This is a genomic window from Bradyrhizobium sp. BRP22, from assembly GCF_020194175.1.
GTDB lineage: Bacteria > Pseudomonadota > Alphaproteobacteria > Rhizobiales > Xanthobacteraceae > Bradyrhizobium.
The window spans coordinates 12,070-28,474 of the sequence record NZ_JADYVX010000015.1 but is presented as its reverse complement, the minus strand read 5'-3'; the positions used below and the strand labels follow the sequence as shown (position 1 = coordinate 28,474).

The 16,405-nt window shown below is 63.7% G+C and carries 14 protein-coding genes and 1 pseudogene; 13 read left to right on the top strand and 2 right to left on the bottom strand.

The annotated features are described in order from the left end of the window. Genes I6F35_RS19610 through I6F35_RS19600 form a run of 3 tightly spaced genes read left to right on the top strand, consistent with a single transcriptional unit; the run spans position 1 to position 3,437 of the window. On the top strand, positions 1 to 1,167 hold the full coding sequence (locus I6F35_RS19610) for an ABC transporter permease (protein WP_225119315.1): 1,167 nt from the start codon (positions 1 to 3) through the stop codon (positions 1,165 to 1,167). Positions 1,168 to 1,199: 32 nt separating this feature from the next. Continuing rightward, entirely contained in the window at positions 1,200 to 2,513 is a 1,314-nt protein-coding gene (locus tag I6F35_RS19605; RefSeq protein WP_225119314.1) for an adenylate/guanylate cyclase domain-containing protein, read from the top strand. A gap of 9 nt (positions 2,514 to 2,522) precedes the next feature. Further along, a complete protein-coding gene (locus tag I6F35_RS19600) occupies positions 2,523 to 3,437 on the top strand; it encodes a PhzF family phenazine biosynthesis protein (RefSeq protein WP_225119313.1) in 915 nt (304 codons plus the stop codon). A 230-nt stretch (positions 3,438 to 3,667) separates the two neighbouring features. On the opposite strand, the gene I6F35_RS19595 is transcribed toward I6F35_RS19600, so the two are convergent. Both I6F35_RS19595 and I6F35_RS19590 read right to left on the bottom strand, forming a co-directional pair. Next, the gene (locus I6F35_RS19595; RefSeq protein WP_225119312.1) at positions 3,668 to 4,129 is read right to left on the bottom strand and encodes a DUF488 domain-containing protein; all 462 of its coding nucleotides are present in this window, start codon (positions 4,127 to 4,129) and stop codon (positions 3,668 to 3,670) included. A 12-nt stretch (positions 4,130 to 4,141) separates the two neighbouring features. Then, on the bottom strand, positions 4,142 to 4,957 hold the full coding sequence (locus tag I6F35_RS19590; RefSeq protein WP_225119311.1) for a DUF72 domain-containing protein: 816 nt from the start codon (positions 4,955 to 4,957) through the stop codon (positions 4,142 to 4,144). Positions 4,958 to 5,094: 137 nt separating this feature from the next. Here I6F35_RS19590 and I6F35_RS19585 point away from each other — a divergent pair, with 137 nt between their 5' ends. The 10 genes and pseudogenes from I6F35_RS19585 to I6F35_RS19540 all read left to right on the top strand — a co-directional run bounded on the left by I6F35_RS19585 (position 5,095) and on the right by I6F35_RS19540 (position 16,374). Next, entirely contained in the window at positions 5,095 to 5,454 is a 360-nt protein-coding gene (locus tag I6F35_RS19585) for a hypothetical protein (protein WP_225119310.1), read from the top strand. Between the two features lie 94 nt (positions 5,455 to 5,548). Then, a complete protein-coding gene (locus tag I6F35_RS19580) occupies positions 5,549 to 5,749 on the top strand; it encodes a hypothetical protein (RefSeq protein WP_225119309.1) in 201 nt (66 codons plus the stop codon). 242 nt (positions 5,750 to 5,991) lie between these two features. Beyond that, positions 5,992 to 7,125, top strand: coding sequence for a glycosyltransferase family 2 protein (locus I6F35_RS19575; RefSeq protein ID WP_225119433.1), 1,134 nt, complete (start codon positions 5,992 to 5,994; stop codon positions 7,123 to 7,125). 7 nt (positions 7,126 to 7,132) lie between these two features. Then, entirely contained in the window at positions 7,133 to 8,635 is a 1,503-nt protein-coding gene (locus I6F35_RS19570; protein ID WP_225119308.1) for a glycosyltransferase family 39 protein, read from the top strand. A gap of 200 nt (positions 8,636 to 8,835) precedes the next feature. Further along, on the top strand, positions 8,836 to 9,531 hold the full coding sequence (locus I6F35_RS19565) for a DUF899 family protein (protein ID WP_225119307.1): 696 nt from the start codon (positions 8,836 to 8,838) through the stop codon (positions 9,529 to 9,531). A gap of 73 nt (positions 9,532 to 9,604) precedes the next feature. Next, positions 9,605 to 10,375 (top strand): RtcB family protein, encoded by a 771-nt coding sequence (locus I6F35_RS19560; RefSeq protein ID WP_225119306.1) that lies wholly within the window; start codon positions 9,605 to 9,607, stop codon positions 10,373 to 10,375. Positions 10,376 to 10,741: 366 nt separating this feature from the next. Then, positions 10,742 to 12,427, top strand: a complete 1,686-nt coding sequence (locus I6F35_RS19555; protein WP_225119305.1) for a hypothetical protein — start codon at positions 10,742 to 10,744, stop codon at positions 12,425 to 12,427. Positions 12,428 to 12,748: 321 nt separating this feature from the next. Then, on the top strand, positions 12,749 to 13,909 hold the full coding sequence (locus I6F35_RS19550; RefSeq protein ID WP_225119304.1) for a DUF2778 domain-containing protein: 1,161 nt from the start codon (positions 12,749 to 12,751) through the stop codon (positions 13,907 to 13,909). 241 nt (positions 13,910 to 14,150) lie between these two features. Then, a pseudogene (locus tag I6F35_RS19545) lies at positions 14,151 to 14,384 on the top strand (SPFH domain-containing protein); the annotation flags it as partial. A gap of 319 nt (positions 14,385 to 14,703) precedes the next feature. Beyond that, entirely contained in the window at positions 14,704 to 16,374 is a 1,671-nt protein-coding gene (locus I6F35_RS19540; protein WP_225119432.1) for a PQQ-binding-like beta-propeller repeat protein, read from the top strand. The last annotated feature ends 31 nt before the right edge of the window (positions 16,375 to 16,405 follow it).

Genomic DNA, 16,405 nt, shown 5'->3' with positions numbered 1-16,405 from the left:
ATGAGCGCGATCGAGGCAATCCATCCCGCTATCGAGACGAGAGAGCCGGCGTTCGGCTTCTGGCGTCGCAGCTATGCGATGCTGGTGAAGGAATTCATCCAGCTTCGCCGCGACCGCGTCTCCTTCGCCATGATCGTGATGATCCCGGTGATGCAGCTCCTGCTGTTCGGCTATGCCATCAACACCACGCCTCGCCATTTGCCGACGGCGGTGCTGATCCAGGAGGACAGCGATCTCGGACGTTCGATCCTGAAGGCGATGGAGAACACCGCCTATTTCCGCTTCACCCGCGAGGTGCACGATGTCGCCGAGTTCGACGACCTCCTGAAATCCGGCAAGGTGCTGTTCGGCGTCGAGATCCCGCGCGGCTTCGAGCGCGCAGTGCGGCGCGGCGACAAGCCGGCGCTGCTGGTCGCCGCCGACGCCACCGATCCGATCGCAGCCGGCTCCGCGCTCGGCGCGCTCGGCGCCCTGGTGCAGACCGCGCTGGAGCACGATCTGCATGTCGGCGATCCCCCGGACATGCCGTTCGAGATCAGGACGCACGCCCGCTACAACCCGGCCGCCGAGTCGCGGCTCAACATCGTGCCGGGCCTGGTCGGCACCATCCTGACCATGACCATGCTGATCTTCACCGCACTGTCGGTGACGCGCGAGATCGAGCGCGGCACGATGGAGAGCCTGTTGTCGATGCCGATCAGGCCGGTGGAGGTGATGTTCGGCAAGATCATTCCTTATGTCATCGTCGGCTTCGTGCAGGCCTCACTGATCGTCGGCATCGGCGTGCTGTTGTTCGGCGTGCCGATCCTCGGCAGCGTGCTGCTCCTGGCAGCGCTGACCACGCTGTTTATCACCACCAATCTCTCGATCGGTTATACGTTCTCGACCATCGTGCAGAACCAGCTTCAGGCCATGCAGCTCTCGATGATGTTTTTCCTGCCGAGCATCCTGCTCTCAGGCTTCATGTTTCCGTTCGCGGGGATGCCGGTGTGGGCGCAGTATCTCGGCGAGGGCCTGCCGCTGACTCACTACGTCCGCATCGTCCGCGCCATCATGCTGAAGGGCGCCGGCGTTGCCAATCTGCAATATGACGCGATTGCACTCATTGTACTGATGCTGGTGGCGATGACGATCGCCGTAACGCGCTTCCGTCGCACGCTCGATTGAGGCATATAGTTGCCTGACGTCAGGGCAGCAGCATGGCCGGATTCTGGAGCAGGAAGAAAGACGCGCAAGGTTCGGCCGTATCGGCCGAATTCCACCGGATATTGATGCGCGAGGTGATGACGACCGAACTGCTCCGGATCAAGGCGCTGATCGGGACGACGGTTCTGCTCTCGCTGATCTCCGCGACGGTCTACTTCTTCGCCCCCGATGCAGTGAGCCGGGTCTGGCACGGCAATCTCAATCCGTTCTATCTCTACGCCATCCTGGTGCCGTTCATCCTGTTCGAGCTATGGGTGCATGGGGCGATCACCCGGCACATGCGCAAGGGCCGCGACCTGCCGGTAATCCGGCGCTATATCGGGGCGCTGATCGAGACCTCGCTGCCGACGGTGGCGCTGGGGCTGCAGATCAACAGCATGGGCTCGGAAGCGGCACTCGGCTTCGTCGGTCCGCTCACCTATTTCATCTTCATCATCCTCTCGACGCTGCGGTTGGATTTCTGGCTCTCGACCTTCACCGGCTTCGTCGCGGCGGCGCAGCTGTTCTGTGTGGCGATGTTCTACCATCCGGCGGGAGACAGCTCGCTGGAGCCCAATGTCTACTATCACGCTTCGCGCAGCCTGATCCTGTTGGTTTGCGGCATGCTGGCGGGCGCGGTCGGCATGCAGTTGCGGCGGCAGTTCGAGGCCAGCATCGCGGCGGCGACTGCGCGCGACCGCATCACCGACCTGTTCGGCCAGCACGTCTCGCCGCAGGTCGTCGAACGGCTGATGACGGAGGGCGCGTCGACTGACAGCGATATCCGTCGTGTCGCGGTGATGTTCGTCGATTTCCGCAGCTTCACCGCGGGCGCGCGGACGCGCTCGCCGCAGGAGGTAGTCGAGCGGCTCGACCGTGCCTTTGCCATGCTGGTCGATATCCTCGACCGCCATGGCGGCATCGTGAACAAGTTTCTCGGCGACGGCTTCCTCGCGCTGTTCGGCGCGCCGCTCGAAGCCGAGGACGCCGCGCAGCAGGCGGTGGCCGCAGCGCGCGAGATGCTCGCCGCCAATGAGCGGTTCAACGAGACCACGAGCTGGCCGCTGCGCATCGGCATCGGCATCCATATCGGCGAGGTCGTCGCCGGCAATGTCGGCTCGCCCCGGCGCAAGGAATACACCGTGATCGGCGACACCGTGAATTTCGCCGCGCGGCTGGAGGCGCTCAACAAGGAGCTCAACTCGCAGTTCCTGATCTCGTCCGAAGTGCGCGAGGCGCTCGGCGAGAATGCTCACGATGCGGTGCCGCGCGGCGAGGTGCCGATCCGCGGCTACGAGAAGCCGGTTGCGGTGTGGCAACTGGGCTAGGAGGAGACGATGCAGCGTCGCTACATCACCGTCGATGTCTTCACCGATCGTGCGTTCGGCGGCAATCCGCTTGCCGTGGTGCTCGATGCTGGCGGGCTGTCGACCGCGCAGATGCAGGCGATCGCGACCGAGTTCAACTATTCCGAGACGACCTTCGTGCTGCCGCCGCAGAATAGCGCAAACGACGCGCAGGTCCGCATCTTCACGGTGCGCTCGGAAATTCCCTTCGCCGGCCACCCGAATGTCGGCACCGCCTTCGTGCTGGCGACGCTCGCGCAACAGCCGCCGGCGCGGCTCATCTTCGAGGAAAAGGCAGGGCTCGTGCCTGTGGAGATCCTGACCGAGCAGGGCAGGGTTGTCGGCGCCGAGCTCACCGCGCCACAGCCGCTGCAGCGGCTGTCGCCCGTCGCCGCCGAACAAGCCGCGGCCTGCCTGTCGCTGTCGGCAAGTGATCTGAAGACCGACCGGCATCCGCCGCAGATCGTCTCGGTCGGGCTGCCGTTCCTGATGGTCGAGCTCACTTCGCGTGACGCATTGAAACGGGCGCGGCCCGATGCGGCTGCGTTCGCGCGGACGTTTCCGCGCGACGGCTCGGATGCGGTCTATTTCTACACGCGCGATGTCCCTGCAAGCGAGCAGCCGCTCGATCTGCAGGCGCGCATGTTCCATCCGGGCGCAAGCGGCCTCTCCGAGGACCCGGCGACCGGCAGCGCCACCGCGGCCGCCGCCGCATTGCTCGCCGATCTCGACGGAACGGGTGACGGCGAAGTGAGGCTGCGCATCGGCCAGGGTGTCGACATGGGCCGGCCGAGCCTGTTGGTCACTCGCGTCCGCAGGCAGGGCGGCACGGTCGCGTCCGTCCATGTCGGGGGCGGTTGCGTGAAGATGATGGAGGGGGCGTTGGTGCTGGAGGGAGAGGGGTAATCTGCACTCTTCCGTCATTCCGGGATGCGCCGAAGGCGCAGGCCCGGAATCCATTTCTCCACCTGCGTCCGTGGCCTGATGGATTCCGGGCTCGCGCTACGCGCCCCGGAATGACGGCTACTCCTTGCTCTGCCGTCATGCCCGGGCTTGACCCGGGCATCCACGTTCTTGGTCGCGAGAGGAGAGACGTGGATGGCCGGGACAAGCCCGGCCATGACGGGGGAGGCGGCCTACACCTGCGGCGGCGCCAGATTCTCCACTTTCACGCCGTCGCGGTCCTCGATGATCTCGGCGATCATCTGGCGGTGACAATGCGTGTGGTCGCGCTCGTAGCACAACAGGCAGACTGGTCCCGCCTTCTTCACGAGCGACGACAATTCGTCGAGTTCTTCCTTCGCCTGCGGCGTCTTCAGGTGTTTCGTATAGATGGTACGAAGCGCCCCGTATTGGCCGCTGCGCGCGGCAAGGCGTCCCTCCTTCGGGGTGCCGAGCGCCGCGAGATGGACATAGGCGATGCCGCGTTCGTCGAGCCCTGCCGCAAGCTGCTTCTTGGAAAAGCCCGGCCGGCGCGACGACGTCACCGCCCGGACATCGACCAGAAGCTTCACGCCCGCCTGCTCGAGCTCGTCGAGCACCGCCTTGGGCGGTGTCTGCTCATAGCCGATCGTGAACAGTTTCCTGGCTTTGGCCATCTGGCGCCCCGGTCACTTCACGCGTTCGATCAATTCCATCGCGCCGGCCGGCGCGCGCACCTTGCCCTCGTGGATCACATAAGCGAACACGTCGCGCGGCATTTTCTTCGGCTTGGTCTTGTCGACATGCGTCAGGTCATCGGGGTCGCCGCCTGAAGCCCATTCCTCGAACCGCTTGGCCCAGGCGTCGAGCTGCTTCGGCGGGTAACAAGTCTTGATCTCGTCGTTGCCCTTCTGCAGCCGCGCGTAAACGAAATCGCCGACGACATCTGCGATCGCCGGATATTTGCCGTGCTCGGCGAACACGACCGGGGTCTCGAATTCGCGCAGCAGCGCGACGAATTCGGGGACGCAGAAACTGTCGTGCCGCACTTCCACCACATGACGCAACGCGCGGCCGTCGAGCTTGCGCGGCAAGAGCTCGAGGAACTTGCCGAAATCGGCGCCGTCAAATTTCTTGGTCGGCGCGAATTGCCAGAGCACCGGCCCGAGCCGGTCGCCCAGTTCCAGCACGCCGGAGTCGTAGAACCGCTTGATGGAATCGCCGGCCTCCGCCAGCACCCGGCGGTTGGTCGCAAAGCGCGGGCCCTTCACGGAGAACACGAATCCGTCCGGGACTTCGCTCGCCCATTTGCGGAAGCTCTCCGGCTTCTGCGAGCCGTAATAGGTGCCGTTGATCTCGATCGAGGTCAGCTTCGATGCGGCATAGGACAGCTCCTTCGATTGCGCGAGCTTCTCTGGATAGAACACACCGCGCCACGGCTCGAAGGTCCAGCCGCCGATGCCGATGTAGATGCTTCCTGCAGTTTTCTTGGGAGCTTTGGCCACGAAGAGAACTCATCGTAAGGAGGGATCACCCGAGAGTAGTCAAATAAATCGTGATTGGCCAGTTCGCCGGCGGCAAGCCTTCCGCGCTTATCGATCCGGAGCATCCACGCTAGGATGGCGAGAAAAGGAGAACAACCATGCGCATGATGATCGCGGCCCTGCTTTGTTTCGTATCCTCCGCCGCGATCGCCGATGACGATCTCGACGATGCGCACAAGCTCGCCGTAATCGGCCGCGACGCCTACTGGAATTGCCTCGCCCGCGAATATCCCCGCGACAGCAACAAGACCATGTCGGACCAGGAGTTCGCGTCGCTGATGGCGAGCGCATGTCCCTCGGAGCGGCAGAACTTCCGGGCCTCGCTGATCGGCTTCCTCACCCAGCAATTCCCGAACGAGGACGCGAGCGCGCATCTTTCCACCGCCAACCGCGCCATCGAGCTTGCGCAGAAGGACATCGTCACCGCGTTCGTCCGGCGCAAGGCGGCGGCGAAGTAGTCGGGCCTATTCCTGGGCTGGCGTCTTTCATGATATCAGGAACCGTCATGGCGCGATCCGGCAGGTCGCGCTCCAGGTGCGGGGACAATCGGGTATGAAGTCTCAATCGGTCGGGGGCATTTTGGGCGCCATCGTCGCGGCCATCGTGCTGGGGGCGGCGGTCGTGTACGGGCCGATCGGTCAGTTGGGCAAGCCGGCAAAGCCGGCCGCAACGCAGCAGCCAGCGGCTGCGGCGCAACCGGCACCTGCTGAGCCGACGCCGAGGGGACCGGTGATTCGGGAGGTTCCGAACTAGCGTGAGCAGCCCCCTTGCGGAAGCGCACAACGGTTCCTATCTAGCTAACAACGGCGCCGTCGCAGCCTGAAAGGGCTCTGGCGCTGGGACGACCACGCAATAGCAAGGCAGCGCCGGATGTACGCGCGCCTGTTGTTCGTGGTCGTTGGCATTTTTGGACCCCTTCAGGCCTGTTTTCCCGCATTTCAGCCGGCGTTTAGGGCTTCCCGCAGCTTGGCGGCGCGGATATACGCTTGGCCGCCATGAATGACGCCATCAAACCGGGCCCCGAAATCCCGTCGCAGGCCGTTGGTTTGCCACTCCTTTCGGTTGTCGTCCCCACCTTCAACGAGCGCGACAACGTCACCGTCCTGTACCGGCGGCTGGAGACGACGCTCGCCGGCATCCCCTGGGAGGTCGTCTTCGTCGACGACAATTCCCCTGACGGAACCTGGGAGGTGGTGCGCGGCCTGGCGCGGCGGGATTCCCGCGTGCGCTGCATCCGCAGGGTCGGGCGGCGCGGACTTTCCGGCGCCTGCATCGAGGGCATCCTCGCCTCCAGCGCCCCCTATGCGGCGGTGATCGACGCCGACTTGCAGCATGACGAGACGCAACTGCCGAAGATGGTCGAATTGCTGCGGAGCGGGCAGGCCGATCTCGTGCTCGGCAGCCGCTATATCGAGGGTTACCGGGCCGAAGGGTTCAACAATCAGCGCGCTGGCGCCAGCGCCTTCGCCACCGAGATCGCACGCCGCCTGCTGCGGATCGATATCGCCGATCCCATGAGCGGCTTCTTCGCGATCCGCCGCGACCGCTTCGAGGAGCTGGCGCCAGACCTCTCCACGCAAGGCTTCAAGATCCTGCTCGACGTCGTCGCCACCGCGCAAGGCAAGCTGCGCACGGTGGAGATTCCCTACACCTTCGGCTCGCGGCAGCACGGCGAGAGCAAGCTCGATTCCATGGTCGCGCTGGATTTCCTCGGCCTGGTGCTCGCGAAGCTGACGCATGACGTCATCTCGCTCCGCTTCGTGCTGTTCGGCTTGGTCGGCTCTCTCGGCCTGCTCGTGCATCTCGCCGCGCTGTTCGTCACGCTGGAAGTCTTCGGGGCGCCGTTCGCGGAGGCGCAGGCGACCGGCGCGATCGTCGCGATGACCAGCAACTTCATCCTGAACAACTTCCTGACCTATCGCGACCAGCGGCTGAAGGGCTTCGCGATCCTGCGTGGGCTGTTGCTGTTCTATCTCGTCTGCAGCGTCGGCCTGCTTGCCAATGTCGGCGTCGCCTTCTCGGTCTACGACCAGGAGCCGATCTGGTGGCTTGCCGGCGCGGCCGGCGCGCTGATGGGCGTGGTCTGGAACTACGCGATGTCCGGACTGTTCGTCTGGCGCAAGCGATGATCGCGTCATGACTCCGAACGAGGCGAGTCTCGTCCGCACGACCGCCGTGACGGTCGTTATGCTCGTCCTGCTGCGGCTGCTCGCCGGCGCCTTCACGCCGATCACCTTCGACGAAGCCTATTACTGGATGTGGTCGAAGAGTCTCGCTGGCGGCTATTACGACCATCCGCCGATGGTTGCGCTGGTGATCCGCGCCGGCACGCTGATCGCCGGCGACACCGAGCTCGGCGTGCGGCTGGTCTCGATCCTGCTGGGATTGCCGATGAGCTGGGCGGTCTATCGTTCCGCCGAGATCCTGTTCGGCGGCGCGCGTGTGGCGGCGAGCGCGGTGATCCTGCTCAACGCCACCTTGCTGGCCGCGGTCGGCACCATGATCGTGACGCCGGATGCGCCGCTCTTGGTCTCGGCAAGCCTCTTGCTGTTCGCGCTCGCCAAGGTGCTTCAGACCGGGCAGGGCGCCTGGTGGCTTGCGGTCGGCGGCGCCGCCGGTGCGGCGCTCTTGTCAAAATACACCGCGCTGTTCTTCGGGCCGGCGATCCTGATCTGGCTTGCCGCGGTGCCCAAGCTGCGGCGCTGGTTGTTGTCGCCCTGGCTCTATCTCGGCGGCCTGGTCGCGCTGTTGATGTTTGCCCCTGTCATCCTCTGGAACGCGGATCACCAGTGGGTTTCCTTCATCAAGCAGATGGGGCGGGCGCGCATCGAGGACTTCAGGCCGGCCTTCATCGGTGAATTGATCCCCACCCAGATCGTGTTCGCGACGCCGCTGGTCTTCATCCTCGGCGCGATGGGGCTGCATGCGCTGGCGTTTCGGCGCACCGGCGCCTTCGCCTCGCGCCTGCTCGTCAATCTCCTGTTCTGGATCATCGTGGTCTATTTCGTCTGGCACTCGCTGCATGCGCGCGTTGAGGCCAACTGGTTCGCGCCGGTCTACCCGCCGTTCATGCTCGCGGCCGCAGTGGCGGCGACGATGGTGCCGTGGGAGGGACGCTGGCAGCGGCTTGCCGATTTCTGCCGGCGCTGGGCGGCGCCGACCGGGATCGTGATGTTCGTGCTGCTGATCGTGCAGGCGAATACCGGCCTGCTCTCGCTTTATCGGCGCGATGCCACCGTGCGCAGCGTCGGCGTCGGCTGGCGCGAGACGGCGGCGGAAATCGAGGCCGCGCGTGCGCGTGTCGGCGCGACCTGCGTGCTGGCACCGGATTACGGCACCACGAGTTGGCTCGTCTTCTATCTGCCGAAAGGCACCTGCGTCGCGCAGCCGACCCAGCGCATTCGCTGGGTCAACATGCCAGAGCCGAGCGCGGCGGAGCTGACCGGAAAGCTGCTCTATGTCCATGAATTCAGGCCCGACGATCCGCCGTTTTTGAAGGAGATGTTCGGCCATGTCGAACGGATCGCCGAGGTCCAGCGCAAGCGCGGTCCGCTCGTGATCGAGACCTATGCGCTCTATCTCCTGGAGAGACCGAAGGGCGACATCTTCGATCGGTCACCGCCGCCGGAACTGCAGTAGCACACGAAGACAGCGATGCCGTCATACCCGTGCATGCGGGGTATCCAGTACGCAACGGCGCCTCGGCTCCAATCACCGCTGCGGAATACTGGGTCACCCGCCTTCGCGGGTGACGACGAGCAGAATTTTTCAGCAAGCATGTCGTTTCCGCGCCTTCTGGAACGTCTTCTACGGAGATCGCCAACCAGCGAGGTTCCGTCATGACCAGTTCCATCCTGAAACCCGCCGCCGAGCTTGCTGCCACCAACACCGCGCGCCATCTCAATGAGAGCGCGGAATATCGTCGCGCGCGCCAGGCGCTGCTTGTCGAGGAGATCGAGTTGCGCCGCCAGATCGAGCGCATCGCCGAACTGCGCCGGGCGTTGCCGCCGGGCGGCGAGGTGACGAAGGCATACGAGTTCATCGGCGACAGCGGCAAGGTCAGCTTTCCCGACCTGTTCGGCAACAAGCAGACGCTCGTGATCTACAGCTACATGTTCGGGCCGCAGCGCGAGAAGCCGTGCCCGATGTGCACCTCGTTCATGGGCACCTGGGAATCCAAGCTGCCCGATGTCGAGCAGCGCATCGCCTTCGTGTTCGTGGCGCGCTCGCCGATCGAGCGCCTCGTCGCGGCGAAGAACGCGCGCGGCTGGACACAGCACAAGATTTTCTCCGACATGTCCGGCGACTACACACGTGACTATGTCAGCGCGGCCGATGCCGATGCGCCCGGCTACAATGTCTTCACGCGGCGCGACGGCACCATCCGTCATTTCTGGTCAGGCGAGATGGGACCGAAGATGGCCGACCCCGGCCAGGACCCGCGCGGCGCGCCCGACATCGATCCGCTCTGGACCATCCTCGACACCACGCCCGAAGGCCGCGGCACGGACTGGTATCCGAAGCTGAGCTACTGAGCGGGCGCTTGGCGGCGGGCCGTGCTCACACCCATTGCGTGCACGCGCTGCCGACGCGTGGCGCGAGTCCGACATGGGCGCGTACCGGCAGAAGGCGGTGTCGCAACTCGGCACCGTCGGCTCCGGCAACCATTATGTCGACCTCATGCGCGACGAGCAGGGCTTTGTCTGGATCGGCGTGCACTTCGGCAGCCGTGGCCTCGGGCATACCAGCGCGACCCGCTACCTCAAGGCGGCCGGTGGCAAGGACGGCATGAACGTGCCACCGGCCGTGATCGATGAGGACAGCGAGATCGGACGGCGCTACATCGCGGCTATGCAACTCGCCGGGCGCTATTCCTATGCCGGTCGTGAGTGGGTGATCGAGCGCGTGCGCAAGATCATCGGCGGCGAGGTCACTGACATGGTCCACAACCATCACAACTACGCTTGGCGCGAGAACCATGGCGGCAGGGATCTGTGGGTCGTCCGCAAGGGCGCGACGCCGGCGTTTCCGGGTCAGCGTGGCTTCATCGGTGGTTCGATGGGTGATGATGCCGTCATCGTCGAAGGCGTCGACAGTGAGGAGGCCAAGACTTCGCTCTATTCGACGGTGCATGGCGCGGGCCGGCTGTTTGGCCGTAAGGAAGCCAAGCGACGGTTCACGCGCACCGAGATGGACGCGTGGCTGAAGTCGCGCGGCGTGACCTTGATCGGCGCCGACCTTGACGAGAGTCCGATGGCCTATCGGCGGCTGCCGGAGGTGCTCGCCGAGCATGCCGGTTCGGTCAAGGTGCGGCACACGCTGCGACCGTTTGCGGTCGCCATGGCCGGCGAGAACGAGTTCGATCCGTTCAAGGATTGACTTGCTTCAGGTGACACGAAACGACGGAGACATCAGGCCATCGCGCCTGATGTCTCCATCGCTCTCCGAAGGGCGACGTCTTCGATCAGTCACCGCCACCGGAACTGCGGCAGCGGCTTGCAAGTAGTCGGGGATCCGAAGCATCCAGCCAGCCACGCGTGGTTGGCGCCAGGCGATGACGGATGTCCACACTTGTGCGATAAGTTGTGTAATCTTGGTAGAAATCGCTTTAGTTGTGTCCGTGTGAATGCCATCATTGCCGCAACCGCGGCCATATTGCGATGAAATTTGTCGCGACGCAGCACGTCGCGCCGAAGCACAAAACGGCGGCTGCGCAGTTGATCAAGACGGTTCAACCAGGCTCGATTGATCGAGATGACCCGCGTCGAGAATGCTGCTTCCGTCGGAATCGGCCGATCCCATGGCCGCGAAACTCTGTCTCGTGCCCGTGACTGCGAGGCCGATACAGCCCAGCGTTCACGCCTTAAGGACACGCTGAACCAGCATCGCGTCCTGATCACTACGTTCGCGGGCTTGGTGCTGGCCGCCGTGGCGCAGTGCATCTATGTCGTCGCCGATCTTATGCCAACGTGGCCGCTGATGTCCAATAACTCGGACGTGTTGTTCGTCGAAGACATCGCGCGCGATCTCAACGGCGGCGGCAGGTTGTTTGACTGGCGGCTCAGCCAGGTTACCTACATCTTTCCGGATATCCTCATCGCGCGGCTGCTCGCATATTTGGGCGCCGGTGCCACAAAGATATCGGTACTCTTTCAAGCTCTCTTTCCAGTGGTATTGCTACCGCTCGTCTTCGCCCTCGCGAAAGGGTGTCGTGCCGATGCGCGAGCAGCGACCATTTTCGCCGGCTTCATCTATCTGCTCACTTATACCGGGGAACTCGACCGCGACTTTATCGCCGTGCATTTCGGCCTGATCGGTTTCCACACTGGTGCATTGATCCCCGCAATTGCCGCTATTTGTTTTGCCGGACTGCTCGTTCGTGTCGATGGCCCGTCTTCGGTCGGAATTGCCGGAGTGTTCGTATCTCTGTTCCTCGGCCTGATCTCTGACAGCCTCGTTGGTGCCATTACGCTCCCGCCGCTGGCGATTTGGCTGCTGTTGCTCTGGCGGCGCCGTCCGGAGAAACGACGTCACGTCCTAGCAGCCGCGACAGCGATCCTGCTGGCGGTCATCTTTGGACGGATATTCAGTATTCTCAATCCCTTCCCGCAAGACCGTGAGTATCTCGCCGCTGCGTTTGCAGCGATGCCGCACTCGAGCTTTCAATCGATCAGGGTGTTCGTTACGGACCTCGCAACCTATACGGCCACCAGCAAGGTATCCGCAGCGCTTCTGCTTCTCACGCTGGCCTCGTTCGGACTATCCCTGCGGCATCTGCTGTTCTCGCGCGGCATCAACATGTCCACGTTACTTGCTCTCACCGTCGTTATTTCCACGCCGGCTGTCATCGCGCTCGATCTGATCCTCGGCATCTACGTCAGTATTGCATCCAGCCGTCATTGGGCGCCTGCGGTCTACCTCGCTATCGTTTCCGGCCCGATCATCCTGTCGATCGATCGGCGGTCTGCGCTGGTCCCGGCGGTCGTTCTGGCGTCCGGTCTTCTCCTGTCCGGCCAATTCGTGGTCGGGATGGCCGGCTCGCGTGGCAAGCTGCCTGCCGAGAATGTCTTTGCCGGGTTTGCTGCCTGCATGGAGCAGCAGCGGCTTCCACAGGGATGGCTGTACATCTCCGACTATTGGATGGCGCGTCCAGTGAGGATGCTCTCGCATGGCCGCTTCGGGCTGGTACCGTATTTGGACGGAGTATTCAGCAATCAGTCGAACCTGAGGTGGATACGATCGGCCACGCCGCGTTACGCGATCGCCGGTTTTGGCCTTGCAGAGAGCAACCTGGTCCACCGATATGGCCCGCCACGTGCGACCTTCTGCGACATGCAACTCGGAAACGGCGCGACCGTGAAGGTGCTCGACTATTCCGACAACGAGGACTTCAAGACCTCGATCAGAAGGGAAGTGGTCGCGGCCTATTAGGCCGGCACAGCCGCGCGCCACTCGTTGCGGCACGCCCCGTATTTGCCCGGAGAGAACATCGACCGAACAGGTGTCCGGGGCCGGAAAAAAGTCTGCCGCGAGACAAAATTCGAGGTCCCCAGTTCTCATTCTGCCCGCGAGCGATCTCAAAAATGCCTTAGATGACAGGCACTTCCGGGCTCTCCACGGCTGGGGTCCAGTTAATCGGCATTTAACTAAAAGTCGCCTTAATGATGCTCCGCGCCTCTGCGAGATGCTGCGCCGGAGATTGTCGCAACCTCAAAGAGGGGAAGTAGTGGAACTGTTCTGGACGCAAGGCGAATGAGTACGAGTACCGGTGCGTTTGGCTTTGCGGCGACCTCCCGCAAGAAATCTTCCCGGAAAGTCCTCCCTCACTATTTCTTCGGCAGCGCTGCGGTTGCGGGGCTCGTGCTTGGCTGCGCCTGGACCGTCTACACCAACATCTTCGCGGCGAACGTCTATCCCTCGATGGACAACGCCGCCTATGAGGCGCCCATGGTGAAGCGGGAGGTCGTGGCTACGCGGGCGACGCCAGCCTTCAACGACGTGTTTGCGTCGCTGCCGCCACCGCCGCCGGCATTGTCGAAGCCCGAACCCTCTTCGGCATCGATTATGTTTAACGAAAGGTTTGCGGCCGCCTCACCGGAAGGCGTCGCATCACGGGCTGCCGAGCCCGCGCCGCAGGCGGAAGCGCCGAAGATCGCGGACGCGTCGAAGCCGGCCGCCGCAGCGAAGCTCGCCGAAGCCAAGACGGGTGCTGCGCCGAAGGGAGTTGAAGCGGCGAAGAAGGAAGCCGCGGCCTCGCTGCAGGTCGCGCTCAACACGCCGAGCGCGCCCGTCGATACCAAGCCCGCGGCAAAATCGTCCGGCGGGTCCGTCCGCGACATGGCGGCGCGCGCCAAGGCGGCGGTGATGTCGATCGCGTCAGGCGAGAAGCAGTCGATCGTCGAAAAGCTGTGGGGCAAGCGCGAGTCCTCAGGCTCGCTGCTGTCGTTCGCCTCTGCCGACGCCAACGTCACCGCCAGCATTCCCTCGACGCTGAGTCAGAACCCGATGAACGGCGGCTCGCCGCCCTATGACCGCCAGACCGCGGTCTACGATATCGCTACCAGGACGGTGTATCTGCCCGACGGCACCAGGCTCGAGGCGCATTCCGGGCTCGGCTCCAAGATCGACGACGTCCGCTACGCCCATGTGCGCATGCAGGGCGTGACGCCGCCGCACATCTACGAGCTCAAGCCGCGCGAAGCGCTGTTTCATGGCGTGCCCGCCCTGCGCCTGACGCCGATCGGCGGCGAGGACAAGATCTACGGCCGCTCCGGCCTGCTCGCCCACACCTACATGCTCGGACCCAACGGCGATTCCAACGGCTGCGTCTCCTTCAAGAACTACTACGCGTTCCTGGACGCGTACCGGAATAAGGGGATTCGGCGACTCGCAGTGGTGGCGAAGGTGCAGTGACGCGAGGCGCCGTCAATCCACTCGGATTCTTTTCCTCGACGAGCCGAACCTTCCAGTCCCTTCGCCACTTCTTCAATTCTTTCTCGCGTGTGATGGCCGCAGTCGGGTCATCGTAAATTTCGAACCAGACCAGCCTGTCAACCGCATATCGCTTGTGAAACCGGGACGGCTGCGCGTCTACCGGAAGGTCGCAACCGCAGTCGATGTCGAGCGCATCGACGTTGCGTCCGATCCTCGTGTCGAGGTGCTGGCGGCGAAGGCGGTGCTCGATGCGGAGCTTCGAGACTACGTCCGCGACCGGGTCGCGGAGTCCGGTGTCGAGGTGACGGAACTCGGCGTGAAGGACGTGATCCTGCCCGGCGAGATCCGCGAGCTCGTCAACAAGGTGGTGGAGGCGGAGCGGGTCGCGAAGGCGAACCTGATCCGCCAGCAGGAGGAGACCGCGGTGACGCGTTCGCTCCTGAATACCGCCCGGAGGGGAACACAACAGGCCGCGCCGAGATGTCGCGTTGAAGCTTGACAGTTCGAGAGGGAATTCTAGGCTGATTTCCATCTACGAGTGCGCTTCGACATTCTCCGCCGAAAAGGAGAGCTATGCACGCGCCGCCGCGACAAATCGGCAACAAGACAAATCGGCAATAGCAAGAGGGAGGACGGAACCGCTGCAAGAAGCAGGCGGGAATGCAATTCCGGTGACATGACATCAAAATGAAAATCAAAACGAACGGGGAGGAAATCCAATGGCAATCGGTATCAAGTACCTTACTTGCTGTGCCGCACTCGCGCTGGGCGCCATGGCTGTTGCACCACCCGCATCGGCGATCGATGCTTCGCGCCTGCATGCGGCCGAGCAAAACCCAAACGACTGGCTGACCTACCACGGCGGCTACAAGTCGTATCACTACAGCGCGCTCGATCAGATCAACGCGGACAACGTCAAGAACCTTCAGGTCGCCTGGATCCATTTGCCCGGGCGATCGACGCGCGGGCTGCAGGCGATGCCGCTCGCGGCCGATGGCGTGCTGTACTATTCGGGCTCCTACAGTCGCGTCTACGCGCTCGACGGCGCGACCGGAAAGTTGATCTGGTCATATTTCCCGGAGCTCGACGAAGAACTGGTGTCGATGCAAACGCACTCGCCGTATAATCGCGGCGTCGCGCTCGGCGATGGCAAGGTTTTCGTCGGCACCGTCGACGGTCGTCTCATCGCGCTCGATATGAAGACCGGCAAGCCAGAGTGGGACACGCGGCTGGTCGATTCCAAGAAGCTCACCGTCGGCTTCACCGGCGCGCCGCTGGTGGTGAAGGACACCGTCATCATCGGCAGCCAGGGCGGCGAGTGGACCTCGCGCGGGCCGCTGTTCGGGGTCGATATCAAGACCGGCCAGAAGAAATGGGAATTCCTCACCGTCGCCGGCACCGAGGATGCCAAGGCGACCTGGGGCAACGAGTCCTGGCGCACCGGCGGCGGCGGCGCCTGGATGCCGGGCGGCTACGATCCGGAGAGTAACACCATCTGGTGGGGGACGGCCAATCCCGCACCGCTCTACGACTGGGCTGGCGCGGATTGGCAGAAGAGCGGGCCGCGACCGGGCACCAACCTCTACACCACGTCCGTCATCGCACTCGATCCCGATAACGGAAAGCTGAAGTTCTATCACCAGGAACTGCCGCACGATGCCTGGGACTTCGATTCGGCGGTCGGTGAATTCCTGATGATCGACCGCGACGGCCGCAAGCTCGTCGTGCATCCGAACAAGGGCGGGTTCGTCTTCGTCTATGATCGCGCCAATGCGAAGGTGCAGAACGTGTGGCGGCTCGCCAAGAACATCAACTTCGTGAAGGATATCGATCCGAAGACCGGTGAATTGATCGGTCGGCGCGATCTGCAGCTCGGCCAAGCGAGCTCGCCGCTCTGCCCGGCGATCGCCGGCGGCATCAGCTGGAACGCGGGCTCCTACAGCCCGAAGACCGGCCTGTGGTACAAGATCGGACAGGAATGGTGCCAGGAGATCGAAGTGGTGAAGACCACGCCGATCACCGAGCCGATGGCGCAGCTCAACATCGGCGCCAACTTCAAGCTCGTCCCGCCGCCGGACGGTCCCGCGCGCGGCCATCTCAGCGCCCGCGACCCCGTCACCGGCGACAAGAAATGGGAGGTCACCTTCAGCGAGCCGCCGCTCGCAAGCGTGCTCGCCACCGGCGGCAATCTGGTGTTCGTGCCGGACTCGCGCGGCGTGTTGCACGCCTACAATGCCGAGACCGGGTCGGAACTGTGGTCGCATTATAATGGCGTCGGCCACAATGGCGGCATCATGAGCTACACCGCCGGCGGCAAGCAGTACATCGCAGTGCCGGCCGGATGGGGTGGCATGGTGGCCGATGAATTCCCGGCGCTGTTCGGCGAACCCTACAAGAGCATGCCGAAGGATGCCGGCGCGCTCGTCGTCTTTGCGCTGAAGTAACAACAATAACGGGGAGGCGGTGGGGCGCTGT